Origin of the sequence: Pseudoalteromonas sp. S1727, assembly GCF_005886375.1 — a bacterium.
Lineage (GTDB): Bacteria > Pseudomonadota > Gammaproteobacteria > Enterobacterales > Alteromonadaceae > Pseudoalteromonas > Pseudoalteromonas haloplanktis.
This window is the reverse complement of sequence record NZ_PNDT01000088.1, coordinates 1-26,157: the sequence shown is the minus strand read 5'-3', so window position 1 is coordinate 26,157 and position 26,157 is coordinate 1. Positions and strand designations below refer to the sequence as shown.

The 26,157-nt window shown below is 41.9% G+C and carries 21 protein-coding genes; 12 read left to right on the top strand and 9 right to left on the bottom strand.

Annotated features, from left to right (window positions below; genetic code table 11):
• Nucleotides 1-105 precede the first annotated feature (105 nt).
• Nucleotides 106-756, bottom strand: a complete 651-nt coding sequence (elbB, locus tag CWB85_RS17335) for an isoprenoid biosynthesis glyoxalase ElbB (RefSeq protein ID WP_138555551.1) — start codon at nt 754-756, stop codon at nt 106-108.
• Between the two features lie 567 nt (nt 757-1,323).
• On the opposite strand from elbB, the gene polA reads away from it, so the two are divergent.
• The 3 genes from polA to CWB85_RS17320 all read left to right on the top strand — a co-directional run bounded on the left by polA (nt 1,324) and on the right by CWB85_RS17320 (nt 5,527).
• Nucleotides 1,324-4,059 (top strand): DNA polymerase I, encoded by a 2,736-nt coding sequence (gene polA, locus CWB85_RS17330; RefSeq protein WP_138555550.1) that lies wholly within the window; start codon nt 1,324-1,326, stop codon nt 4,057-4,059.
• Nucleotides 4,060-4,418: 359 nt separating this feature from the next.
• Nucleotides 4,419-5,006 (top strand): YceI family protein, encoded by a 588-nt coding sequence (locus CWB85_RS17325; protein ID WP_016709570.1) that lies wholly within the window; start codon nt 4,419-4,421, stop codon nt 5,004-5,006.
• Nucleotides 5,006-5,527, top strand: a complete 522-nt coding sequence (locus CWB85_RS17320; protein WP_016709569.1) for a DUF1285 domain-containing protein — start codon at nt 5,006-5,008, stop codon at nt 5,525-5,527. The genes CWB85_RS17325 and CWB85_RS17320 overlap by 1 nt, the downstream gene beginning before the upstream one ends.
• Here CWB85_RS17320 and yihA read toward each other — a convergent pair whose 3' ends face one another.
• Entirely contained in the window at nt 5,528-6,190 is a 663-nt protein-coding gene (gene yihA, locus CWB85_RS17315; protein ID WP_016709568.1) for a ribosome biogenesis GTP-binding protein YihA/YsxC, read from the bottom strand. It lies immediately after the preceding gene.
• 294 nt (nt 6,191-6,484) lie between these two features.
• Between yihA and CWB85_RS17310 the strand changes: the two genes are divergently transcribed.
• The 3 genes from CWB85_RS17310 (at nt 6,485) to CWB85_RS17300 (ending at nt 8,959) form a co-directional block, all read left to right on the top strand.
• Nucleotides 6,485-7,117: a c-type cytochrome gene (locus tag CWB85_RS17310; protein ID WP_016709567.1), complete on the top strand. Its 633-nt coding sequence runs from the start codon at nt 6,485-6,487 to the stop codon at nt 7,115-7,117.
• A gap of 742 nt (nt 7,118-7,859) precedes the next feature.
• Complete coding sequence (yihI, locus tag CWB85_RS17305) at nt 7,860-8,447, top strand: Der GTPase-activating protein YihI (protein ID WP_016709565.1); 588 nt, start codon at nt 7,860-7,862, stop codon at nt 8,445-8,447.
• The gene (locus CWB85_RS17300) at nt 8,447-8,959 is read left to right on the top strand and encodes a DUF2489 domain-containing protein (protein WP_016709564.1); all 513 of its coding nucleotides are present in this window, start codon (nt 8,447-8,449) and stop codon (nt 8,957-8,959) included. Before yihI ends, CWB85_RS17300 begins: the two co-directional genes overlap by 1 nt.
• 58 nt (nt 8,960-9,017) lie before the next feature.
• Here the strand turns inward: CWB85_RS17300 and hemN are convergent, their stop codons facing one another.
• Both hemN and CWB85_RS17290 read right to left on the bottom strand, forming a co-directional pair.
• On the bottom strand, nt 9,018-10,391 hold the full coding sequence (hemN, locus tag CWB85_RS17295; RefSeq protein WP_138555549.1) for an oxygen-independent coproporphyrinogen III oxidase: 1,374 nt from the start codon (nt 10,389-10,391) through the stop codon (nt 9,018-9,020).
• A gap of 116 nt (nt 10,392-10,507) precedes the next feature.
• The gene (locus CWB85_RS17290) at nt 10,508-12,535 is read right to left on the bottom strand and encodes a methyl-accepting chemotaxis protein (protein ID WP_029216208.1); all 2,028 of its coding nucleotides are present in this window, start codon (nt 12,533-12,535) and stop codon (nt 10,508-10,510) included.
• A 129-nt stretch (nt 12,536-12,664) separates the two neighbouring features.
• Here CWB85_RS17290 and CWB85_RS17285 point away from each other — a divergent pair, with 129 nt between their 5' ends.
• Complete coding sequence (locus tag CWB85_RS17285; protein WP_138555548.1) at nt 12,665-13,435, top strand: Rossmann-fold NAD(P)-binding domain-containing protein; 771 nt, start codon at nt 12,665-12,667, stop codon at nt 13,433-13,435.
• Here CWB85_RS17285 and hutH read toward each other — a convergent pair.
• From hutH to hutC, 3 genes are all read right to left on the bottom strand, one after another.
• Nucleotides 13,432-14,964, bottom strand: coding sequence for a histidine ammonia-lyase (gene hutH / locus CWB85_RS17280; protein WP_138555547.1), 1,533 nt, complete (start codon nt 14,962-14,964; stop codon nt 13,432-13,434). The genes CWB85_RS17285 and hutH overlap by 4 nt on opposite strands.
• A 2-nt stretch (nt 14,965-14,966) precedes the next feature.
• Nucleotides 14,967-16,640: a urocanate hydratase gene (gene hutU / locus CWB85_RS17275; RefSeq protein ID WP_138555546.1), complete on the bottom strand. Its 1,674-nt coding sequence runs from the start codon at nt 16,638-16,640 to the stop codon at nt 14,967-14,969.
• Nucleotides 16,641-16,721: 81 nt separating this feature from the next.
• A complete protein-coding gene (hutC, locus tag CWB85_RS17270) occupies nt 16,722-17,435 on the bottom strand; it encodes a histidine utilization transcriptional repressor HutC (RefSeq protein WP_016709558.1) in 714 nt (237 codons plus the stop codon).
• Between the two features lie 111 nt (nt 17,436-17,546).
• Here hutC and hutI point away from each other — a divergent pair, with 111 nt between their 5' ends.
• Nucleotides 17,547-18,794, top strand: a complete 1,248-nt coding sequence (gene hutI, locus CWB85_RS17265) for an imidazolonepropionase (RefSeq protein WP_138555545.1) — start codon at nt 17,547-17,549, stop codon at nt 18,792-18,794.
• 130 nt (nt 18,795-18,924) lie between these two features.
• Nucleotides 18,925-20,586 (top strand): GGDEF domain-containing phosphodiesterase, encoded by a 1,662-nt coding sequence (locus tag CWB85_RS17260; RefSeq protein ID WP_050901596.1) that lies wholly within the window; start codon nt 18,925-18,927, stop codon nt 20,584-20,586.
• Between the two features lie 3 nt (nt 20,587-20,589).
• Here the strand turns inward: CWB85_RS17260 and CWB85_RS17255 are convergent, their stop codons facing one another.
• Both CWB85_RS17255 and rraA read right to left on the bottom strand, forming a co-directional pair.
• Nucleotides 20,590-21,639: a formimidoylglutamase gene (locus tag CWB85_RS17255; protein ID WP_138555544.1), complete on the bottom strand. Its 1,050-nt coding sequence runs from the start codon at nt 21,637-21,639 to the stop codon at nt 20,590-20,592.
• Nucleotides 21,640-21,642: 3 nt separating this feature from the next.
• Entirely contained in the window at nt 21,643-22,140 is a 498-nt protein-coding gene (gene rraA, locus CWB85_RS17250; RefSeq protein ID WP_016709553.1) for a ribonuclease E activity regulator RraA, read from the bottom strand.
• Nucleotides 22,141-22,357: 217 nt separating this feature from the next.
• On the opposite strand from rraA, the gene CWB85_RS17245 reads away from it, so the two are divergent.
• From CWB85_RS17245 to CWB85_RS17235, 3 genes are all read left to right on the top strand, one after another.
• Complete coding sequence (locus CWB85_RS17245; RefSeq protein WP_016709552.1) at nt 22,358-22,897, top strand: phosphatase PAP2 family protein; 540 nt, start codon at nt 22,358-22,360, stop codon at nt 22,895-22,897.
• Nucleotides 22,894-23,922: an MJ1255/VC2487 family glycosyltransferase gene (locus CWB85_RS17240; protein WP_016709551.1), complete on the top strand. Its 1,029-nt coding sequence runs from the start codon at nt 22,894-22,896 to the stop codon at nt 23,920-23,922. Before CWB85_RS17245 ends, CWB85_RS17240 begins: the two co-directional genes overlap by 4 nt.
• Before the next feature lie 113 nt (nt 23,923-24,035).
• Nucleotides 24,036-25,916: a methyl-accepting chemotaxis protein gene (locus CWB85_RS17235; protein WP_138555543.1), complete on the top strand. Its 1,881-nt coding sequence runs from the start codon at nt 24,036-24,038 to the stop codon at nt 25,914-25,916.
• Nucleotides 25,917-26,157 lie beyond the last annotated feature (241 nt).

Here is a 26,157-nt window from a genome sequence, read left to right as displayed (position 1 = left end):
GCAATTTATAAAACGCTGAGAGCTGTTTTTATTTTGAAAAAACGACATTTTTTGCGTTAGCGCAAAAAATGTCGTTATAAAACTCAGAAATTGTTCGCAAATGGTTTAACACATTTTAATGACCGCTCTGACGAGTTTTTCAATGCCTGCATCGGCATCTAAAATAGATTCTGCAAGCATGTATGCTGGTGTGCTTACGAGTTTGTGTTGCTCGTCAATAACAATGTCATTAACTGGGCAAGTAATGTGCTGAGCCCCTAATTTTTGTAATGCATCGGCAGTATCAACATCATTGCCTATGGTTGCTTTAACTCCATTGCCGTAGATCAACGGGATCATAGCGGGTGCTATACACATATAACCTGCTGCTTTATTAGTATCTGCAAATGCTTTTCCTACACGCAGCATCTCAGCGTGTAATTGTGCTTGTGTGCCATTAATGGCAAAATCACAGAGGTTTTTAGCTGCGCCAAAACCGCCAGGTACTATTAACGCGTCAAAGTCATTAGCGTCCAATTCGGATAGTGCTTTTATATCCCCTCTGGCAATACGTGCCGCTTCAACCAGTACGTTGCGATTTGGCTGCATTTCTTCGCCATTGAGGTGGTTGATGGTATGTAATTGTTCAATATCAGGGGCAAAGCATTGGTAGCTTGCGCCAGCTTTAGCAATATGTAATAAGGTTAATACGGCCTCGTTGATCTCTGCACCATCATAAACCCCACAACCTGCTAAAATTACAGCTATTTTTTTCATATTATTGGCCCTTATTTATGTTTCATAAAGTTAGTTTAGCATGGCTTTTTAGTGTTCGTCGTGACCTTTGTAAGATCATTTTATGATCTTGCAGATGATCGATTAAAGATTATTTTTACTTTTTTAATTCATCTGAGGATGAGTAAAAACGTGCTATATGCTTTTTTAAAAGATGAGTAAGAGGAAAAAATTATAAAGGATCACTATGATCTTTGATCCATTGTGATAGAATGCTCGTCCGGTTATTTACAAGGGATGAATTAACCGTTATTAGTTGTACCAAAAAGCACAATGAAGGGAAGCGATAAAATGCTTTTCCACATTGCTATAAAAATAATAAAAAAAGAACCTCGCATTATCTTTTTTAAATAAAACAAACGCTTACTGTTTTTCTAGGTAGTTTTAACTACTTTGGAGGAATCCTTTGTGGGTGTTATCTACATAGTTATCCACAGCTTGCTCTTATTTGCTTGCTTAAACAAAGTTTAATTGGCAGTCGTTTTATGTGTGCCCTTATGGCATGCTTATAATTATTTCGTTTTCTCTCATTTAGGATCCAATTACACCATGGCTCAGATCCCTGAAAATCCACTTATTTTAGTTGATGGCTCATCATATTTATTTCGTGCATATCATTCACCACCACATTTAACTAACTCAAAAGGTGAGGCTACAGGCGCTATTTATGGCGTAGTTAATATGATGAAAAGTTTGATCAAGCAGTACGATCCCAGTCATATGGTGGTGGTTTTTGATGCTAAAGGGAAAACGTTTCGTAATGATATGTACAGTGAATACAAGGCCAATCGCCCACCGATGCCTGATGACTTACGTACGCAAATAGCACCACTACATAAGATTATTAAAGCGATGGGTTTTCCGCTTATTAGCATCGAAGGTGTAGAAGCCGATGATGTGATTGGCACATTTGCGCGCATTGCCTCAGAGCAACAGCGTCATGTATTGATTTCAACTGGCGATAAAGATATGGCTCAGTTAGTTAATGAGCATGTCACTTTGATCAATACTATGACTGATAGTATTTCAGATCCTGAAACGGTGCTTGAAAAGTTTGGGGTTGGCCCTGAGCTCATTATCGACTACTTGGCGTTAATGGGCGATAAAGTCGATAACATTCCTGGTGTAGATGGCTGCGGCCCTAAAACAGCGGTTAAGTGGTTGCAAAAATATGGCTCATTACAAGGTGTGCTTGAACATGCTGGGGAGATCAAGGGGAAGATCGGTGAGAAACTGGCTGCCGCTGTTGATCATTTACCACTAAGTTATGAACTGGCTACGATCAAATGCGACGTTGAGGTTGAATCTGATCTAGACACTTTCAAACTGCAAGAGCCTAATCGTGATGAATTAATTGCCTTATATGGCGAATGTGAATTCCGTCGTTGGTTGGCTGAATTACTGGATAATCCAAAAGATGCCGATACCCATTTGGCTGTGCCAAGTGAAGCGAATGAACTACCTCAAGTTGCAGACGCTCACTATGAAACCATTCTCACACAGGCACAATTAGATACCTTAGTTGAGCAACTGAATAAGGCTGAACTTTTTGCGTTTGATACCGAGACGACTAGCCTTGATTACATGCAAGCCAAACTTGTTGGGATGAGCTTTGCAGTAAAAGCTGGTGAAGCGGTGTATTTACCTATAGCCCATGATTACCCAGGTGCGCCAGAGCAGTTAAGCTTAGAGACGGTAATGGCTAAGCTAGGGCCAATTCTAGCAGATGAAAATAAAGCGAAAGTAGGGCAAAACCTTAAATACGATAAAAGCGTATTAGCCAATGCTGGCTTTGAGCTCAAAGGTATAAAGTTCGATACCATGCTTGAATCTTACGTATTTAATAGCGTAGGCACGCGTCATGATATGGATTCATTAGCACTTAAATACTTAGGTCATAAAAATATTAGCTTTGAAGAGATTGCTGGTAAAGGCAAGAAACAGCTAACCTTTAACCAAATTGAACTTGAAAAAGCCGCGCCGTATGCCGCTGAAGATGCGGATATTACTCTGCGCTTGCATGAGGTGTTATGGCCAAAAATAGCGGCTGATGAAAAGCTTAAATCAGTGTTTGAAGAGATTGAGCTACCGCTGCTGAGTGTTATTTCAGATATTGAACGTACCGGTGTCGCAATTGATAGTAAAATGTTAGCAGCGCATAGCCAACGTTTAGGTGAGCGACTTATTGAGCTGGAAAAAGAAGCTTTTGACATAGCTGGCGAACCGTTTAATTTAAGTTCACCAAAGCAGCTACAAGTGTTGTTGTTTGAAAAACTTGAACTACCGGTTATTAAAAAAACCCCGAAAGGTGCGCCATCTACCGCTGAAGAAGTGCTGCAAGAGCTCGCTCATGATTACCCATTACCGAAAGTGATCATTGAGCATCGTGGTTTATCTAAGCTTAAATCGACTTACACCGATAAACTGCCGTTAATGGTCAATGAGCAAACTAACCGTGTGCATACCTCTTACCATCAAGCGGTTACAGCAACGGGACGCTTAAGTTCTACTGATCCTAACTTACAAAATATCCCAATTCGTTCAGAAGAAGGACGCCGCATTCGTGAAGCTTTTATCGCAGCGGATGGCTACAAAATAGTGGCAGCCGATTACAGTCAAATTGAACTACGGATCATGGCGCACTTATCGCAAGATAAAGGTTTGCTCAATGCGTTTGCTAATGGCCTTGATGTACACAGTGCTACTGCTGCAGAGGTATTTGGTGTTACGCTAGAAGAGGTGACGACTGATATGCGCCGAAAAGCCAAAGCGGTTAACTTTGGTTTAATTTATGGTATGTCGGCATTTGGCCTCGCGCGTCAACTTGATGTACCACGCCATGAAGCACAGCATTATATTGATAAGTATTTTGAGCGCTTCCCAGGAGTGCTTGAGTATATGGAATCAACCCGTGAAAAAGCAGCTGAAAATGGCTACGTTGAAACTATTTTTGGCCGACGTTTACACTTACCTGAGATCAACGCCCGTAATGGTGCGCGTCGTAAAGGAGCGGAGCGTGCTGCAATCAACGCACCGATGCAAGGCACAGCCGCCGATATTATTAAAAAGGCCATGCTAACGGTAAATAAATGGGTGTATGAACAGGCACCAAGTACCGTTAAGTTACTAATGCAAGTACACGATGAATTGGTATTTGAAATCAAAACAGACTGTGTAGAGCAATATACAGCTGAGATTTGTCAGTTAATGTCAGATGCGGCAAAACTCGATGTCCCCTTGGTTGTTGAAGCCGATAGTGGTGACAACTGGGAACAAGCTCATTAATTGAGCCGACGACTATAAAAGCGCCTTCTGGCGCTTTTTTATTTTTAACTCGCTGCTGTTAATTATGCGTTAAAAAAAAATATTATTTGTAGGATTCGTTATTTGTTTATCAATTCTGCTAGTTTGTACCTGTATTTAGTTTATTTCTCACTATTAGTTTGGTAAAGTCCTCGCGTCCTCATCCTGTAGGACATCCTGTTGATGATGCACTCGCAAGGGTGCAACGTATTGATAGCTTCTCCCCAGTTTGCTATACCAACCCAGTATTAATTTACTGGGTTGTTTTTTTTATCTCGCCATTGCACTTCACTCTATCAGTGCTAACATCAATATAATTCTCATTATTAAAGGAATGCGTTATGTTTAAAACTATGGCTGTCGCCACTTTGTCCCTATCTAGTCTACTTTTGGCACCACTTGCGAATGCGGCGTGGCATGTTAATAATGATCAAAGCAAAGTGAGCTTTATCTCGATCAAATCAAATAGTATTGCTGAGGCACATTACTTTAAATCGGTCTCGGGTGGCTTATCTGATCAAGGTCAGTTTAAAGTCGAAATTGATTTGGCATCTGTTGAAACGATGATCCCAATTCGTAATGAGCGCATGACCAACTTGTTATTTGAAACTGCTAAGTTTCCTAAAGCAATTATCACTGCTGATTTAACTAAGCGCTTACAAGCAATCGCACCAGGGCAGCACCTATTAAAGGGGATTAGTGCCGAACTAGATTTTCATGGTAATAAAAAAACAATTAAATTTGATGTGTTAGCAAATATGTCGCCAATGGGTGATATCACCATCTCATCGCTTAGCCCTATTATCATCAATGCGAGTGATTTTGCTGTAACAGAAGGGATTGCCGAGCTGCAAAAATTAGCGGGCTTACCATCAATTGCAACCGCTATTCCAGTAGACTTTTCATTAACGTTAAATAAAGATAGATAATGCAAAGTTTGCCTGAGCTTGCCAAATTGCTTGAGCAACCAGGCAAGCCTTTTGATGATTGGCAGCCAGTACATTGTGGTGAGTTGCCAATTGAAATCAATGAACAAGGTGACTGGTTTTACGCAGGAAGTAAAATTAATCGCCTGGCCATGGTTAAGCTATTTGCTGCTGTGCTTTGTAAGGAGCAGGGAGCATATTATTTAAAAACACCGGTCGAAAAAATAGCTATCACAGTACGTGATGCACCTTTTATTGTGGTTGATTGGTGCTTTGAAATGACGAAGCAAGGTCAAGTGTTGTGTTGTACCGATAATTTAGCGAGAACTTGGTTAATTACACCATCACAACCTATTGTAGTACAGCACTATCAAGGGCAAGTTGTGCCATATATCCAATTACCGAATGGTTGTAGCGCGCGAGTTTCTAGAAGTGTGTTTTATCAGTGGGCTGAAATAGCCGATACTGATCAGCAAGGCTATTTCATTCAATCTGCGGGTCAACGCTTTTACTTATCGATGTAATTACGCGTCAGTATCTGTTGTTGGTTCTGCATCAGCTGGCGGGGTTGCAACGATCGGTCCTAAAAACCACTCATCTAATTTTTTTGCAACTTCAGGTAATCCAGTGCCTTTTAACGATGAAAATGCATGTACGGTAATGTCACCCTCTAATGTGCTTAATTCGCGACGAACTTGCAAAACTTGTGCTTTACGTGCACCTTGCTTTAGTTTGTCTGCTTTAGTTAATAGCGCTAGCACCGGAATTTCACTGCTAGTTGCCCAGTTAATTAAATCACGGTCTAAATCTTTTAGAGGGTGGCGAATATCCATCAGTACTACAATACCTTTTAAGCTTTGACGCTTTTGCAGGTATTCACCAAGTGATTTTTGCCATTTCTTTTTCATTTCGATTGGTACCTTAGCAAACCCATAGCCAGGTAAATCGATTAGTCGCATATTATCAACATCAGCTAATTCAAAAGTATTGATCAACTGGGTGCGACCTGGGGTTTTACTGGTACGTGCTAACTTTTGATCTGTTAAGGCATTAAGGGCGCTTGATTTACCAGCATTAGAGCGGCCAGCAAAGGCAACTTCAATTCCCGTATCAGTAGGTAATTTAGTGATATCTGGGGCGCTGGTTACGAACGACGCAGTGTTATATTTGATACGAGATTTGAGCACAGGCTCTCCTAGAAACTTAATTTAAGTATTACAGCGAGTAAACTTTCTTATTAAAGTTCACTTAAGCGGTGCATTTTATACTATTACTGGCGTATTAAAAAGCTGATTTGGACTAAGATAGCAGCCTAAAATAAGCAAAAATGATAGCTCTAAAGCTTAATCTAGGTCAAAACCCTATAATTTATAAGTTTAATATGAGTAGAAAACGTGCCAGAGAATTTATTATCGTGTAGAATATATAAATCACAACATCCATATTGTAGATGATACAGGGTCGGAAACAGAGAATTCACCATGAAAAAAATAGCACTATCTTTAACTATATTGCTTGGTGCGTTGTCAGCAAGCAACGCAACAGCATTTGATGGCGATGTAAACGCAGGTAAAGAAAAATCAGCAACGTGTGCGGCTTGTCACGGCCCAGACGGTAACGCGCCGGTTAATATCTACCCAAAACTTGCAGGCCAGCACGCAGATTACATTTATAAGCAACTTGTCGATTTGAAATCAGGCATGACTTCAGGTGGTAAAGAAGGTCGTATGGACCCTGTCATGAGCGCAATGGCAATGCCATTAAGCGATCAAGACATGAAAGACGTGGCGGCTTATTTTTCGTCACTAAATATGTCTGAAGGTGCAACCCCTAAAGATGTAGTTGAAGTTGGCGCCATGCTTTATAAAGCCGGTGATGCAGAGCGTGGTATTCCAGCATGTGCAGCATGTCATGGCCCTCGTGGTAATGGTTCATCATTAGCTAAATTTCCAAAGATCTCTTTTCAACATCCTGAATACATCAAGTCACAACTTGAAAAATTCCGTGATGGTACACGCAATAATGATTTAAATGGCATGATGCAAGATATTGCTAAAAAGCTAACAGACAAAGATATCGAAGTGCTTTCGAAGTACCTAGGCGGTCTACACTAAAGTAGTATGGTTTAGTTTTATTTTTAAGACTAAACTCTACATTAGTTACAAAAAGCAGCGTACGCTGCTTTTTTTGTACCCGTGTTCTAGTTGATATTTCCCTCTTTCTTGTAAGACATTGACCATACCAAGCTGTAAGCTAAATCTTATTTTTATTTTTGTTTTTATTATAACTTGTTGTAATTTAATGTTTTCACAATGTTGCAATTTATGTTGTGTAAGAAAAGTTATATAAATTAGTTGTAACAAAATTATTAATGCGTAAATTAACCCCTGTCGCTGAAACAATAAGAACAAAATGGATTAAACTACACGGAAAGTAGTGTGACACGATTATCGGGGATAGGCATCGGTTGATGTCACCAAGGGAATATTAAAAAAGAGTCAATGAAGACCGAGAATAATAAAATCTCATGGAAGTTTAAAATAACAATAAAATGGAATGTTACACGGAAGGTAAAAATAATAACAATATGGATAAGTAAAATAATAACAATAATAAAGACTAAAAAGTCGAAGGGAGAAGTGTCCAGTTAAATGGTCGCTCAGATTAGCAGGCGGTAGAGATGTTTTCTCTACCGCCTTTTTATTTGTCCTGTTACAATAGCCACCGTTTAGAAAGTGCGCTAGTAGTCGAGTTACCCAACCTCAATCCGCACAAACCGAATTCTTCTGGCAAGGCCAGCATTGCAACGCCAAAAACGCGCGTTGTGCAAAACCTCTTAAGTGAGATGATCAAGATATGAGCAGAAAGAAAAAGTCACGTAAAATCCCGTCTAACGGTCCGGTTCGTTTAAGCCAAGATAAGCTTAAAGAAATGCGTGCGTTAAAAGAGCAACGCGTTAAAAAAACCAAAGGTGCTAAACCAGGGTCACGTAATTCGATTGAGACTTTGCAACCAGAAAGCAAAACCAATCAGCAAAATAAAGACAAGCGTGTTGGCAGCAAAAAGCCAATTCCTTTGATTGCTGTTGCGCCTGAGCCGGTTATTGAACTTAAACGTAACTTAAAGCCACAAGTTGAACTGAAAAAAGTCGTACAACCTGAGCTTTCACCAGAGCAAGAACTTGAAGCGCTAGAGAACGATGAGCGTTTATTAAAACTGGTTGAGCTGCATGAAAGTGGCCAAATGTTAACTGGTAAAGATGCTAAATACTTTAATAGCCGTATTGCACGTCATCAAGAGTTATGTGAATTGCTTGGCATTGAAGACGATGCAGATGACTTTGCTGACGAACAGTTCAGTGACGAAGGCAATAGCGATTTTGATCATTATTTGTCGAACGATTTAGCCAACGAGTGGTTAGATGATGACGAGGATGATAAATAATGAATATGCTGATCTTAGCTCTGTGTGTTGGTGCTGTGATCATTGCAGGGCTGGCATTTTATGCTGGCCAATTACTGTATAAGCTCAGTGCGCAAAAAAAGCTAATAGCGAAAGAGCAAGCAAAGCAACAAGCCAAGCTCGCTCAATCGCGTTTAGAACGCAATGCAAAGCTGGCTGATAGCATTCATCTAATCGCTCGCGCAATGCATCAAGAGCAGTGTGAGTACTCTGAAGGATGCTTGCGTATATGGGTGCTAATGTCGCAATATAGCTTTGCAGACGATGATGATTTATCAAAACGTTATCCGGGCATATTCGCAATGTATGAAGTCGTAAAAGAAATGCCAACTCATGATGCGCGTAAAAAATATTCTAAAAAAGAAATATTTAAACAGGATACTGTGCGCTGGCGTGCTGAAGAAAGTAATGCCGAGGCAATCAAAGCTGATTGTGAGAAAATCCTTGAAGATTTCAAAGCAGCGCCAGGCAGCGAGAATGTGGTTTTTAATTAGATTTGTGATAACACATAAAGCAAAAGCAGACCTAGGTCTGCTTTTTTGTGCGTGGTAACTAAATCACCCGTGAAAAGCGGGTGTTTTTAATGTGTTGCTGCAAGTAAGTATCAAAGCACATGCAAATGATACGAATAAACAAATTACCGCGCGCAGTGACGGTGATCAATTTTTCATTGATAACAACCATACCATCAGCAATTAATGGCTCAAGGGCGCTGAGGGAGCTGGCAAAGTAGTCTGCGAAGTCGAGTTGGTACTTATCTGCAATACTTTTCATATCCAGCTGAAAATGACAGATCAGTTGTTTGATTACTTCAGCGCGTATTAGGTCATCACTATCTAGTTGCATGCCTTTAGTAATTGCACTGCCGTGTTGAGTTTCTATCGCGTGGTAATACTGTTTTAGCTGTTTTTGATTTTGTAAAATAGCGGTGCCAATTTGCGAAATCGATGACACACCCAACCCGAGTAAATCGCAGTCACCATGCGTGGTGTAACCTTGAAAGTTACGATGCAATTGTTGGCTATTTTGTGCCACGGCTAATTCATTGCTGGTTTTGGCAAAATGATCCATACCAATGAATTGATATCCTGCTTCACTCATTTGCTCCAGGGTATTTTTAAACATGGAGAGTTTATCGTGAGCGCTGGGTAAATCGGCGTCTTTAATTTTTCGTTGTGCGGCAAAGCGCTCAGGTAAATGCGCATAGTTAAACACAGAGACACGATCAGGGCTCAGCTCAATAAGCTGCTCTATGGTTTCTTTAAAGCTCTGAGGTGTTTGTAAAGGCAGGCCATATATCATATCTGCATTGATTGACTTGAAGCCAAGCTCACGTGCTTCACTGATCAAGCTTTTTACTGCATCAGCACTTTGCGGGCGATTAACCGCAAGTTGAACCTCATCATTGAAGTCTTGAATACCAAATGACACACGATTAAAGCCTAAAAAGCGTAAGTGTTTTAACATATCATCGGCAAGCGAGCGGGGATCAATTTCAATTCCGCGTTCAGCATCATGAGCAAAGTTAAAATGCTGTTCGAGTATGCCAATTAAACGCGCCATTTGCGCCGCAGTTAAAAAGGTTGGCGTGCCCCCGCCTAAATGTAATTGCTCTACTTGGTAACTGGTAAATAGCGCTGCTTGCGCGATGATCTCTTGCTCTAAATAATCGAGGTAGAGATCTGCTTTTGATTGATGGCGGGTGATCACTTTATTGCAGCCGCAGTAATAGCAAAGCTGGCTACAAAAGGGGATATGAATATAGACAGAGAGGCTGTTGGTTGATGATGAGTTGATAGCCTTAATCAAATCATGCTGCTGGTAGCCATCACTAAACGACAAGGCGGTTGGATAAGAGGTGTATCTTGGCCCCGAAATATTGTATTTGTTTATTAAGTCTTGATCCCACTTTGGTAAATTAATCATCACGCGCGCCTTTAATAAAGTTTGCGTCATTATAAAAAAATCAACTTGGCTGAGTATTGATCTACAACAAAAAAGAGTGCTGCGAGAGCACTCTTTGTTAGTAGTTTAAAAAGGGATTAAAGCTTAAATTGATTGACAGTTTTATTAAGGGATGCTGCCAAATCATTCAGCTCCCGAGCTTCATCAGCAAGTTCAAGAGCATGATCAGCGGTATTATTTACTAAGTTATTAATCGCCGCTAAGCTGTTATTGATATCTTCTGCTACCACTGTTTGTTGCTCAGTTGAAGTGGCAATATGATGACTTTGATCTTGTACTTTAGTGACGGAATCGGCAATGTTCTGTAGGGCGTCAAGCACTTCTTGTGTTTGCGTAACTGAGCTTTGCGCGCGTTCTTGTCCTTGCTGCATCATAGTGGATGCTTGCTGCGCAATTTGCTGTAAGCGTGAAATCATATTGCGAATATCATCAGTAGATTCTTGGGTGCGGCTCGCTAAGGAGCGAACCTCATCGGCAACCACAGCAAAGCCACGACCTTGCTCACCGGCACGAGCAGCTTCTATAGCGGCATTAAGTGCCAGGAGGTTCGTTTGCTCGGCAATTGAGTTGATCACATCAACAACGGCGCCAATATTACTACTTTCTTGCTCTAAACCAGCCACAACCTTGGACGCCTCACCGATATGTTCTGCTAATGCAGTCATTACGCTTTGTGCATTTTGCGAACGTTTTGCTCCATCAACAGAGATGTGTTGTACTTCTTCAGCGGCATTATTGGTGTGTTGGGCATTGCGAGAAATCTCCATCACGGTGGTGGCCATTTCAGTTACTGCAGCACTTACACTGTCGACTTGTTGTTTCTCTTGTTGGATTTCGTCATTAGTTTTTTGTGAAACTAAATTTAACTGCGCTGCGGCATTGGTTAATTGTTTTGCTTGTTGTGCGGTGTCTAACATCATCACACGTAGCTTATCAATAAAGGTATTCATATGATGAGCTAGTTGGCCAACCTCATCTTTACTATCTATGGTAATAGTTTGGGTTAAATCGCCATCCCCTGATGCAATATCGCGCATAATATGGGTTAGGGTGATGATAGGCTTTGAGATCATTTGTGTGGCCCAGATGATCATGGCAATGATGATCAGCAAAATAATAACCACCGAGGTGGTGGTAGTCATTACCGCATCATTGACTGGTTCATCAATTAAGCTGCGCGGTACTAAAATTCCCACATACCAATTTACATAAGGATGCTCTAATTGCAGACGGTGATACACCACAAAATACGCTTGGCCCTGCAAAGTAACACTAGCATCGCCTGTTATGTTATTTTTCATCAGCTGGTTAAGTTCAGCAAACCCTTGAGTGTTGTTAAACTGTTTTTCTAGTACTTCTAGCCCTTCTTTACCGTTAGGGCCTTCATCGGTAATCGATAACTTGTGGTTGGTACGATTTGATAAGTGCACCACTTTTTGATCGCCGTCGAGTAAAAAGCCAAAGCCTTGGCCGTTAAAGCGAATATCTTCAACCATTTTATTGATTTTATTGAGTTGTAAATCAACACCACCAAAACCAATGAGTTCACCTTGTTGATCATAAACAGGTTGTTGTACGACGGCTGAGGCATTGCCTGTTGTTAAATCAACAGAAATTGGCCCTACATATAAGCGGTTTAGTTTTAATGCATCTTTCCACCAGCCGCGTTTATACGCATAATAGGGCTCGTTATTGTAATGAGTGGTTCGCTCATTTTCTTTAAAGTATTCGCCGGTTTTTGCTGATGCAAAAAAGGCGGATAAAATATTTTCGTCTTTACTACTAATGCGCACAAAGTCTTGGTTTATTTCATCATATCCAGGTGCACCTTGTAAGGTTTGGTCACGTTTTTCCCAATTATCAAACCAGTTTACTAAATGCGGATTATTGACAAAAGTGGCTACTACTTTTCCGTACTGAGCAAAATAGCTTTGCATTGATAGTTGTTCGCTTTGCAAGTAGCTGTGGGCTTCACGCTCGATACTTTGTCGAGACAAAGCGGCAATGTGATTAACAAAGTACGCAGAGGCAATCAGTAATAAGACACTTATAGTGCCACCGATCAGTAATAGTATTTTTTTTCGCAATGATAGATTTTTAAGCATAAGTGCACACATTCTTGTTATTTAGTAGAGTAAGCACTCTTATCTAACCATATCTTGATACGTAGTGCTATGGTATCTGATAAGACAAATTAATGAAATTTTATAAAATTGTAAGGGTGATGTTACGTAATGGGTACAAATAAAGACCAGTTAATTGTATTAGGTGCAGGTTGGCTGGGTCAGCCCTTGTGTTTACAACAGCAGGCTAAAGGTTGGGACGTACAAGGTACGCACCGCAGCAATGTACACCAACATGCTTTTCAACGGCAGCTAGTATTGCTAGACAATAAGCTAACTCATCAACTTGATTTACATAATGCGTGGTGGGTATGTGCAATACCGCCTCGTAGCCGACACGCAGACAGCCACTATTTAGAAACTCTGACGCTGGCCATTGAGCTTGCTGAGTCAATGAAGGCAAAAGGGTTTCTCTTATGCTCATCAACAGCGGTCTACGATCAAGATAATGCAATCTATACAGAGCAAAGTGAGGTTAAAGCAAGCACTGCACGTCAACAGCCACTAATTGATGCAGAGCAATTAGTGTTAAATGCGGGGGGAAAGGTACTTCGATTAGGTGGTTTAATTGGTCCTGATCGCGAACCAGGTAGGTTTGTGGCGGGTAAAGAATTACGTGGCTCGAGTCGACAAACCGTTAATATGGTGCAGCAGCAAGATGTAATTAATGCGGTACTTACGGTGCTGGATAACTGGCAAGTGGCAGCGCCAATATACAATGTTGTGAATCCCGCGCATCCAACTAAAGCGGATTATTATCAGCAGAAGTGTCAGCAGTATGGTACGCAAGCGCCCACCTTTATTAGTGACAAAATAGCCGAACGCATCATCGATGGTTCGGCTATTGAAGCGTTAGGTTTTAATTATCAATTTGCTATTTAAAACGAAGGTAAAATGCCCGTAGGCAACAAGTTACATAGTTTACCCTGTTGCAATAACGTATTGGCAGCTTCGATATCAGGGCCAAAATAACGGTCCTTATCGTAGTAACTGACCTTTTCACGCAAGATAGCTTTAGCTTGCTCTACTTTTACAGAAGCTGTTAATGGTTTTCTAAATTCCAACCCTTGCGCGGAGGCAAGCCATTCAATGGCTAATACACCTTGGGTGTTATTGGCCATTTCACCAAGACGACGCGCTGCAAAGGTTGCCATTGAAACATGGTCTTCTTGGTTTGCTGACGTTGGTAGGCTATCTACCGACGCAGGGTGCGCCAGTGATTTATTTTCAGATGCCAGTGCTGCCGCTGTTACTTGCGCAATCATAAAGCCCGAATTAACCCCACCATTTTCAACTAAAAACGGTGGCAGTTTTGATAGATTTGAATCAATCAATAGGGCAATTCGACGCTCCGCAAGGGCGCCAATTTCGGCAATCGCTAACGCTAAGTTATCGGCTGCCATTGCAACTGGCTCGGCATGGAAGTTACCACCAGAGATAATATCACCGACATCTGCAAAAACTAATGGGTTATCTGTAACACCATTTGACTCACACAATAACACCTCTGCGGCTTGGCGAATTTGTGTTAAGCAGGCTCCAAGCACTTGTGGCTGACAACGTAAGCAGTATGGATCTTGTACTTTTTCACAATCAACATGGGCTTCGCTGATCTGCGATTGTGCACCAAGCAGTTCACGGAAGATGGCTGCGGTATCTATTTGCCCGCGTTGACCACGTATATCATGAATACGCGCATCAAATGGTGAGCGACTACCCATAGCCGCTTCAATGCTGATTGAACCAATAGCACAGCTTTGTGCATATAAGTCTTCGGCGCGGAATAAGCCTTGCAGAGCAAATGCAGTAGAAGCTTGAGTGCCGTTTAACAAAGCTAAGCCTTCTTTAGCGGCAAGTGTTAGCGGTTCAAGCTTGGCAATTACTAGGCCTTGGGCAGCGCTGATTAATTTACCTTGATGACGCATTTCGCCTTCACCCAATAGTGGTAAACACATGTGTGATAACGGTGCTAAATCGCCCGATGCACCCACCGAGCCTTTCTTAGGCACACAAGGGTAAACTTCGGCTTCAAGTAATTGCATAAAAAACTCAATAACTTTTAAGCGAATACCGGAAAAACCACGAGATAAAGAATTGATTTTGAGCACCATCATCAAACGTACCGTGCTGTCATCCATGTATTCGCCAATACCTGCTGCATGAGAAAGCACAATAGAGCGCTGTAGTAGTTCCAGTTCATGCTCGGCAATTTTAGTATTAGCCAGTAAGCCAAAACCAGTGTTAATTCCGTACACTGTACGCTGCTGATCAATCACATCTTGCACCGTTTGTGCGCTTGCGGCGATCTTGATGTCGCTGTCTTTAGCAAGCGTTAACTTAACTGGCGAAAGATTAATTTTACGCAGTGTTGCCAAATCGAGCTGGCCGGGTGTGAGAGTATATTCAAACATGGTTATTCCTTATTCAACATAGGTAAGTCGAGACCTTGCTCGTTTGCGCAATTAATTGCAATATCGTAACCTGCATCAGCATGGCGCATTACGCCGGTAGCAGGGTCGTTCCATAGCACGCGACCAACGCGTGCGGCAGCTTCATCTGTACCATCGGCAACAATCACCACACCAGAGTGTTGGCTAAAGCCCATCCCTACGCCACCACCATGATGCAGTGAAACCCACGTCGCACCGCCGGCAGTATTCAGTAAGGCGTTTAATAATGGCCAATCAGAAACGGCATCTGAACCGTCTTTCATTGCTTCGGTTTCACGGTTAGGGCTGGCAACTGAACCTGAATCTAAATGGTCACGGCCAATCACGATTGGTGCTTTTAATTCGCCATTTTTAACCATCTCGTTAAACGCCAGTGCTAGGCGGGCGCGGTCTTTTAAGCCAACCCAACAAATACGCGCTGGTAAACCTTGGAACTGAATACGTTCACGAGCCATATCAAGCCAGTTGTGCAAATGCTTATCATCAGGAATAAGCTCTTTAACTTTAGCATCAGTTTTATAAATATCCTCAGGATCGCCAGATAGGGCTACCCAACGGAACGGACCGATGCCTTCACAAAATAATGGGCGAATATAAGCGGGTACAAAACCTGGAAAATCAAAGGCATTACTTACACCTTCTTCAAACGCCATTTGGCGAATGTTATTGCCATAATCAGTTGTCGCAGCGCCAGCTTGTTGTAGGGCTAACATCGCAGTGACTTGTACTGCCATAGATTGTTTTGCAGCTTTCACTACGGCTTGTGGATCTTGTTCACGCATTTTAGCAGCATGATCCATGCTCCAACCTTGTGGTAAGTAGCCATTAAGCGGATCGTGCGCTGATGTTTGATCGGTTACAACGTCTGGGGTAATTTTACGTTTAACTAGTTCACTAAATACATCGGCGGCGTTACCAAGTAAACCAACCGATAGCGCTTCACCTTTAGCGCATGCATTGTTGATAAGCTCTAGGGCATGATCTAAATTGGTCGCTTTAACGTCTACATAGCGGGTTTTAATTCTAAAATCGATACGGGTTTCATCACATTCGACAACTAAGGCGCTAAAACCTGCCATGGTTGCTGCAAGTGGTTGCGCGCCACCCATACCGCCTAAACCACCGGTTAATACCCATTTACCAGTAGCATCACCGTTAAAGTGTTGTTTTGCCATGGCGACAAAGGTTTCGTAAGTACCTTGTACTATGCCTTGTGAGCCGATATAGATCCAAGAGCCTGCGGTCATTTGCCCGTACATCATCAAGCCCAGTTTATCTAGCTCATTAAAATGCTCCCAATTAGCCCAGTGTGGTACTAAGTTTGAGTTCGCAATTAATACCCGTGGTGCATTGCTATGAGTCTTAAATACCCCAACAGGTTTACCCGATTGCACGAGTAGCGTTTCGTCGTCTTCGAGTCTATCAAGGGTTTCGATGATTTTATCAAAACAAGGCCAATCACGGGCTGCACGACCAATGCCACCATATACAACGAGGGCATGTGGGTGCTCTGCAACCTCAGGATCTAAGTTATTCATTAACATACGCTTAGCCGCTTCGGTGAGCCAGCTTTTAGCGCTTATCTTATCGCCATGTGGCGCGCGGATCACACGCGATTCGTCAAGTCTATTGTTCATGGAGTGCTCCTGTTGTATATACAAGCTTGTTAGTTACAAAAAATACGCTGTTAAGCGCATCATTTTGATATTAATGATCTTTTAATGTTGCTTTTTAAATGTTAAATGGCCACCTAAGCGGTATTTACTACCAGGGGACACTAAACGAGCAAAGCTTACTATGCCTGCGGATGACCAGGTGCGGCGGATCACCTGCAAACAAGGTTCTTCATGGTATAAGTTTAACCACTGGCACATTTCACTATTGGGCATAATTGCTTCAACTGTGTGGCGTGCTTCGGTCAGCGGAGCCACACTTGATAAATACTCATGCGGTGTCAACGTGGTAAAATCTTGCTGTAAGTAGCTTTGTGCTAGCGCGGGGTTAACAAAGCGCTCCTCCACTTGCAGTGGTTGATCGTTTTCGTTGTGCACCAGCACACTGCGAAATACTACACTGTCTACTTCAACACCAAGGGCAATGGCAATCGGTGCCACGGCATTGATTGATTCAAGTACTAATACCGTACAACTGTAATTGCCATTTCGGGCTTTCACTTCATCCGCTATATTTTTAATTTCAAGTAATGATGACTGTGATTTGAAACTGGCGACAAACGTCCCTAAGCCTTGGCTACGAGTAAGGATGCCGGCTTCGGTTAATTCGCTTAATGCTCGGCGTGCAGTCATGCGGCTAACACTAAATTGTTCGGCTAACTCGTTTTCAGAAGGCACTCGTTGGTTTTCAAGCCACGCGCCTGAGCGAATATTATCAACAATAAACTGTTTTATTTGCGCGAACTTAGGTGTCGTCATGTACAGAGCCACTGCGTTATTTTAATGAAATACAGGCTATAAGATGGCACATTTATCTTGTATATACAAGATAGCTTGTTAAACTGATGAAAACATTTTTTAGGGGCTGCTATGACAAATCTAACTGTAAATAACCACGGTGAGGAGTGGGACTTATTGATCACTGATGCCAATATTGCCACTATGGATAGCAGTATTGCTGCACCTTACGGGGCTATTGAAAATGCCGCGTTGGCAATTAAGGATGGTCACATAGCTTGGCTTGGTAAGCAAAGCGAGTTACCACAGTTTGATGCATTGGCAACGCCAATCATTTCGGCAAAAGGGCAGTGGCTCACGCCTGGTTTAATAGATTGTCATACCCACTTAGTGTTTGCCGGCTCCCGCGCTGAAGAATTTGAACAGCGTTTGCAAGGTGTAAGTTATGAGCAAATTGCCGCACAGGGCGGCGGTATCGCAAGTACAGTCAGCGCCACTCGCGCAGCTGATCATGAAACATTATTTGTATTAGCGAAAGATCGTTTAAATGCACTTTATGCTGAAGGTGTTACGACTGTTGAAATTAAATCGGGTTATGGACTCGATTGCGAAAGTGAAGTGAAAATTCTCGAAGTGGCGCGATTACTGGGTGAAAATCACCCTGTTGATGTAAAAACCACTTTTTTGGGTGCTCATGCACTCCCACCAGAATATAAAGACCGCAGTGATGAATATATTGAGTTAGTGTGCAATGACATGTTAACGCAAGTCGTTGCGGGTAATTTAGCCGACGCAGTGGATGTATTTTGTGAAAATGTCGGTTTTAGTCCTGCACAAACTCGTCGTGTGTTTGATGCGGCCACTAAGCACGGTCTACCTGTTAAATGCCACGCAGAACAATTATCAAATCAACAGGGCGCGCAGCTAGTTGCTGAGTTTAATGGTTTATCGGCGGATCATATTGAGCATCTAGATGAAGAGGGTGTAAAAGCTATGGCAGCGGCAGGTACTGTCGCGGTTTTACTACCCGGTGCATTTTATTTTTTACGTGAAACTAAGCAGCCGCCAATTGCATTATTAAAGCAATATAATGTGCCCATGGCCATCTCAACCGACTTTAACCCAGGTACGTCACCCTTGTGTTCTTTGCAATTAATGATGAATATGGGCTGTACCTTATTTAGGCTAACACCAGAAGAAACCTTAACAGGCGTCACTAGAAATGCAGCAAAAGCCCTAGGTTTAACTGATCGTGGGGTACTGAAAGTGGGTATGCGTGCAGATATAGCACATTGGCAGATATCCCACCCTGCGCAATTAAGTTACCAATTAGGCGTAAATAAACTGTTAAATTTGTGGGTTTTGGGTAGACTAAACTAATCAGTATTAATGTTGTACTCAAAAGATGTTTTTAATTGCGCTATTAACAAACACAGGACTTGAACATACTGCAGGGAGCGCATTACTTAACCACACACAATTACCTGTTTTTTTGGCCGGTGCTGTTTTAATGGCGATGATCTGCGCTTTGTGCGTTACTCAAAAGCCGTTATTCCGTCTGAGTTACTTGATCAATAGCGTACTAGCGCTGGCAGTATTAAGTAATGAGCTTAACTTTTTGGAGTTATTCTTCGCAGCCAGTATCGGCTTACATTTATGGTTGGCATTTTCGCAAGATAAATGGACGATGCTAACAATCAGTTGCTGTTCTGCTTTGGTGTTTACCGTATTTTTAGCCGCTCATTTATTATTGGGGTCACCACTTTATTTGATTGTACTGGCGAGCATAGTATTAACGATATCAGGCTATTTTACTGATGAAGAGCTGACAACTAGCGCAGATGAAACAACTCAACTTAGTAGTGCCAGTTACATGGAACCTGCGCCGTTATTAAATTTACCTAACACTACACTGTTACGCCAACGTTATTATCAGTGGCGTAAAGATAACCCACAGCGTGCAGCCTTGGTGGTATTTCGTTTAGAAGGGTTTGCACAAGTTAATCAGCATATTGGTCGTGATTTTGGTGACTTATTACTTGCGCAGTCGGCGAACCGTATTAAGCAATTACTTCTTATTGATGAAGTGATTAGCTTAGCGGGTGAGCAGAAGTTAGCGCATTTAGGTGGACTTAACTTTGCTTTTATTTGTAATTTAGCCCACCAAAAGCACTTACATGAACAGCTAATCAATCAAATATTAGGGGCGACAGTAAAGCCTTTTAATGTAGCTAACTGCACCATCAAAGTAAGCGCGCGGGCGAGTTTTGTAGATTGTGATGAGCAAGAAAATAGCTTTGATAATCTAATTTCGTTCGCTTTTCTCGCGTTAGATAGCCACCCTCAACAACAAGTGGTTGCTTATCATCAACAAATGAAAATAGAGCAAATAGAACAGCAAGCCCGTTTACAAGAGCTCGCAAATATAGATTTTACCAGTGAGTTTGAATTGTATTTCCAGCCGATTATTTGTAATCAGCATGAAAAAATTGAGTTTTTAGAGTTATTGCTACGTTGGCAGCATCCTCGACAAGGGATCTTATCAGCCAACCGTTTTATAGATGACATACGTGTGGCTGGGCTTGCCTATCCATTAGCGACCTTTGTAATAGAGCGCGCTGCGGAACTTGCTATGGCACTGCGAATGGAAGGTATTAGTATGCCTTTAAGTATCAATCTATTTGGTTCAGAAATGCTCAATGAAGAATTTATTGAGTTTATCGATCGCATCTTTGCTGAGCATAATCTACAAGCGGGTGATTTAATTATTGAGTGCCCATTAAACTTGTTTATGAGCCTAGACGAGCAGGGTAAAGCCATGGTGTCGCGCATAAATAGCATAGGGATTAAAGTGTGTGTGGATGGTCTTGGCGATAGCCCTATTTGGTTAGCTAAACTGCCAAATTTAGCGGTTGAGTATGTAAAAATAGCCCCGGCATTAACTGCCGATTTTAGTCAACAAAGCCATGTTCGCAGTTTGATAAGTGGTATGGTCGATATGCATAATCAGCAAAATGCGAAAGTCATTTGCGAAGGGGTTGAAACTCGTGAGCAGCTAAACTTTGTGAAAAGCTTAAATACTTACGCTGCACAAGGGTATTACTTTAGTCATCCATTGAGTAGTGTTGGCATGATCTCTTGGCTTAAGCAATGGCAAATTGAGCATCAATAGCTGTTATAGCTGCTCTCTGGCTTGTAAATAAGCATTCACTAGCGCAGTTATTATTTGTCCTGCGTCGCTCATTCCTGCCTGCATACCGCTGGGGTGTTGATTCGGCGCAGCTTCACATAAATGCAAGTAGTGGCTGTTTATTTGGCTGGCAGCCAAATGCACAAAATGCTCGGCATCACTGACACTAAAACCACAGTTTGTGTAAGCACTGACGGGCATTAATGAAATGCTATCTAAATCAACTTCCACCCCAAGAGGAGCATGAGTTAGCGTTGCAAGTGCTTGCTGGCAAGCTTCTGTGAGAGTTTTTTCGCGTCTTACTTGCAGTGCTTGGTAGCTGTCATAATTAAATTGCGCAGTTGCTAAAGCGTCAATAATCGTTTGATTGTTTTTTAGTTCATGCATGCCAATTACATGGTAATTAGCTAGGCACTGCTCATTGTAAGCATAACGAAAGCCATTGCCGCTGTGGCGACCTTCGCAATCACGAAAATCAGCATGTGGATCAAAATTAATTGCATTGATCGCAGTTTGTTTGTGTTTGCTGAGTGCGCGAATAATACCTAAGCAATTATTATGACCACCGCCAATAACGATAGGCTCAAGACCTGCGGCAAAAATTAAACTCAACACTTGCTCAACACGCTGATCAAGTTGAGCACATAACTCACGTAATTGGATTAACTGCTGAGGATCTTGGTTTGATAAATCGCGTGCCGCAAGGGTTAAATCGTTCACTGCGACTTCACCTAATAACAACACTTTTTCGTTCGCTAAAAATTGGTTATCAGGTTGATTTAAAAATCGTTTAAGGAATGCTTGCCAACCATCTTCCGCACCACCATTGCCTAGATTAGCACGCGGACCAATATCTTCGCACACCCCTACTAGCACATACTTAATACCAAACTGTGCGGCATCTTGCATGGCTTGCAGAGGATCTACATGGGTATCGAGCAAAGCGATAGATTGCCATGCTTTTTTTTCATTGGCGCGACTGCTACACCAAGGTTTTACAGTCGCTTCGTCATAAATATGGAGATGGTTTGTCACTGACTATTCTTCTACAATTTCCAGTTCAAGTTCTTCTGCTGATAACACAATACCTGTACTATCGGCGTAGATAAAATCATCATCAAAAAACGATACACCCGCAAAGTTTACGCCAATGCCATCTTCGCCAGCACCAGTGCTATCAGCCGCTACAGGGATCGAAGCGATGGCTTGAATACCTAAATCAAGTTCTTCCAACTCATCAACATGGCGAACGGCCCCATAAACAATAATACCTTGCCAGTTATTTTCAATGGCGAGTTCTGCAAGCTCAATATCAATAAGCGCACGACGTGTCGAGCCACCGCCGTCAATTAATAGCACACACTCGTCCCCATCTTGAGAGAGTATGTCGCGGATCAGTTCATTATTTTCAAAACACTTTACGGTTTTTATTCGGCCACTAAAGCTGTGACGACCACCAAAGTTAATGAACATAGGTTCGAGCACATCGACCACATCGGCAAAGTGATCGCATAAATCTGAAGTGCTGTAATCCATTTTTCTATCCTTTTTGAAGATACGTGAGCTGAACTTTAGTATACCTTGCTTTATTGCAATAACAACGACTTAATTGCAACGCTTTGTTCTTTTTTTAAACAATTATTGCGCTAAAACAGTAAAAGCAATATTAGTGTCTTAAAAGCGTCACTCAATTGTTATTTTCACCACCTAAGCTGAAATTGTGTACAGCGTTTACACCATAAAGGAGCAAGTGATGAATGAGAACAACATGCTAAAAAAAATGGCCCAGCTTGATCAAAGCTTATTTTTAATGGTGTTTAATGGTAATGCCCCAAACTGGTTAAGAAATTCTGCCTTAGGTTTTTCTAAAACAGGGGATGGGGGGCTTTACGTGTTAATTGCTGTTGGTTTTGGTTGGTTAAGTAATGAACCTGAGTTACGCCTTTTAGCAATGACCTTATTACTTGGCTTTTTAATCGAGCGACCAATTTATTATGTCGCAAAAAATAGTTTTGCCAGAATTCGGCCATGTGATTGCTTAATCAAAGGGGCTTACATTGTTCCTAGCGATAAGTTTAGCTTGCCATCAGGGCACAGCGCCGGCGCATTTTTAGTTGCCGTTGTATTAGCTCAGTACTTTCCAGAACTCATTAGTTTGTGGTTTCTATGGGCTACATGTGTTGCTACCTCTCGGGTTTTACTTGGCGTTCATTTCCCTATAGATGTCGTTCTTGGTGCATTGATGGGCAGCAGCTGTGGTTTATTAGCAATCTTACTAGTGGCGACTTTATGAAGATATTGTATGGTATTCAAGGGACCGGCAATGGTCATGTTACCCGGGCGCGCGTGATGGCGAAGGCGTTCAAGCAAATGGGGGTTGAGGTTGACTATGTGTTCTCAGGACGAACCCAGCAAAACTACTTCGATATGGATGAGTTTGCAAATTATCGTAGTTTTCGCGGCTTATCCTTTAGTACTAAAAATGGCCAAGTAAATAGCTTTCACACGGTGAAAAATACTCGGCTTTGTAAATTGCTGAGAGATATAAAACAGCTCGATGTATCTGATTATGATTTTGTATTTAACGATTTTGAACCTATTACCGCATGGGCGGCAAAGCGCCAAGGAGTGCCTGTTATTGGCATGAGCCATCAGGCCGCATTTTTATCGCCTAAAGTACCGATGTTTGGACACAGCTTACTTCGGCGCTCATTTATTAAATATTATGCTCCTGCAGATATTTATTTAGGGGTGCATTGGCAACCTTTTGCGCAAAATATCATTCCGCCATTTATTGCTCATCATCACCATAACAACCCTGTTAATGTAGATAATAAAGTATTGGTGTATCTTCCTTTTGAAGATCTCAATAGCGTAATTGATTACTTACGCGATTTTCCTGAAAAAGAGTTTTATTGTTATCACCCCCAAGCTAGCAATGCATCAAGTGGGCATATTCATTTGCGAACTCCAGCCCGAGATGGCTTTTTAAATGATTTAGCAAATGCCAGTGGTGTGATTGCTAATGCAGGATTTGAACTGTCGAGTGAAGCATTAAAGCTTGGTAAAAAGTTGCTACTAAAACCCTTATCAGGACAGTTTGAACAAGATGCCAACGCACAAACATTATTGGCAATGAAAGCTGCACACGTTATGAATTATTTAAACCCCAATGCCTTGGATGATTGGATCCACAGTGCCGGGCAAAAACAAATTAATTTTCCGAGTGATCCACAGCCATTAGTTGATTGGTTGGTGGCAAAGCAGTGGCATAGCACTGAGGATTTGCACCAAAACTTGTGGTCAGCGGTAAGCTAACGTTAAATTTAGCTCAGTTTTTAAAACATCTTGTAAATAGAGCAATAATGTAAGCTAACTTTCCGTTATTTAACTATACTATTTACAATGAATAACTTTAAAGGCTGTTGTTAATGGGTTTACTCCAAAATTTGACTATTAAACGTCGTTTACAAGTCAATGCACTCGTAGTTGGTCTTGCGATGGTAGTTATGCTGTGCGTCATTATTTATGAAGCACGCATAATGTTAAAACTAAATGAAACGATTCAATATGCAGAAGAACTCGATATCCATGAGCTCTCTATGCGTAAGTACGAAAAAGACTTTTTGTTTTATAAGCAAGAAAGCAGTTTAGAGTTATTTGCACAAGAATATGAGCAACTAAAATATAAAATTAGTATGTTAACAGAGCTCTCTCAAGAGCTGGAAATCGCCACGGCACAGGTAGAGCAATTTGCCACTCTTGCTGAGCAGTATAATGAAGATTTTCAGCACGTTGTTAAATTGCAAAAGAAAATAGGTTTACACCCAACAGATGCACTTTATGGTGAACTACGAGATGCCGTTCATCAAATGGAAGCTTTGCTCGATAAGCAAAATAACTACCACTTATTAAGCCTAATGTTACAGCTTAGACGCTCAGAAAAAGACTTTATGTTGCGCTTTGATCTGAAATACCTAGACCGTTTTGAAGAGGGGGTTGCTCAGCTGACAAGGCAGATCCGCAACGAAGACTTAGCAACCAATCAGCAGTCTGAATTGCTCAGTCTACTCACCAGCTATAGTAGCAAGTTCAAAGCATTAGTTGATGCACAAGTTGCGCTAGGTTTAGATTTAGATTCCGGTGCGCTGGGTAAAATGCGTACGAGTGTGAAAAAAAGTGATGACGTGGTGACACAAATTACCGCAGCAACTAAAAAGCAAGTGGAATCTACAGCCGCCCAAGCACAAATGACGGCGATCATAATTTTTATTATCGCAAGCTTGTTAGTGATGCTTTTAGTGTACTTCACAAGTCGCTCGATTATAGTGCCTATTGAGCGGGTTTATCATGCTATTAATGATATTCGCCGTAACAATGATTTACGTCTTTCTATAGAGCACACAGGTAAAGACGAAGTAACCACTATGACCATTGACTTTAATAGCTTAGTGGGTGATTTTAAAAAGCTAATTTATGAGGTGAATACCGCTTTAACCACGCTAAATATAGCGACCGACCATCTATCGGAAACTACCGCCGCCACCAGCTCAGGTATGCAAGAGCAGTTACATGAAGCCGACATGGTAGCAACGGCTGCTACTGAAATGCAGGCGACTATTCAGGACATTTCTCATAATACTGAAGCCGCAGCTAAAAAAGCTGAATCAACTAACCAAAGCGCACAACAAGGCCGCCAAGAAGTTGAAGCAACGGTTAAACAAATAAATCAACTATCTGATTCGCTAGGTGATGCCTCAGCGGTCGTATCGCAGCTCGAAAAAGACGGCGAAACAATTGGTTCAGTACTTGACGTTATTCGCGCTATTGCCGAGCAAACAAACTTACTAGCCCTAAACGCGGCAATTGAAGCCGCACGAGCTGGCGAGCAAGGACGCGGCTTCGCAGTGGTGGCCGATGAAGTTCGCTCGCTTGCCCAGCGCACGCAAGAGTCAACAAAAGAGATTGAAAGCATTATTTCTATCTTGCAAGGGCGCACTCAAGAAGTGGTAAGTATAATGCAGCACTGTAGAAATCAAGGCGGCGAAAGCGCAGCGCAAGCAACTAAAGCCGGTGAACTGTTAGGCTCAATTACCGAAGATGTACAAACGATTATGGAAATGAGCACTCACATTGCCGCCGCAATTGAGGAGCAAAGCCAAGTTGCTTCAGAGGTAAATAAAAACGTAGTACGTATTCGCGATATTGCCGAAGACGCCTCCGGCCACGCCGCCACTAACGCACAAACCAGCGAAGAAGTGTCAGAGCAAGCAAGAGTACTTTATAAAGCAATAGATAAGTTTAAGGTGTAGCTGTCAGCTGTCAGCTGTCAGCTGTCAGCTGTCAGTTTTAAGCGCTAAGCCATAAGTTTTAAGCAGCCTGAGTTGTTTGAAAGTTATGGCTTTTTTGTTTGGATCATTAAATGAGCGCAGCGTCTCTTAACCTCTTTGTGAGTAATTCAGTTAAAGATCTTTTGTACAAAGGGAAGGGGATAACAAGCCGCGGGGTTCGAGCAACGAGCTGCGGGTATACACCTAGCACCATTGTAGGTCG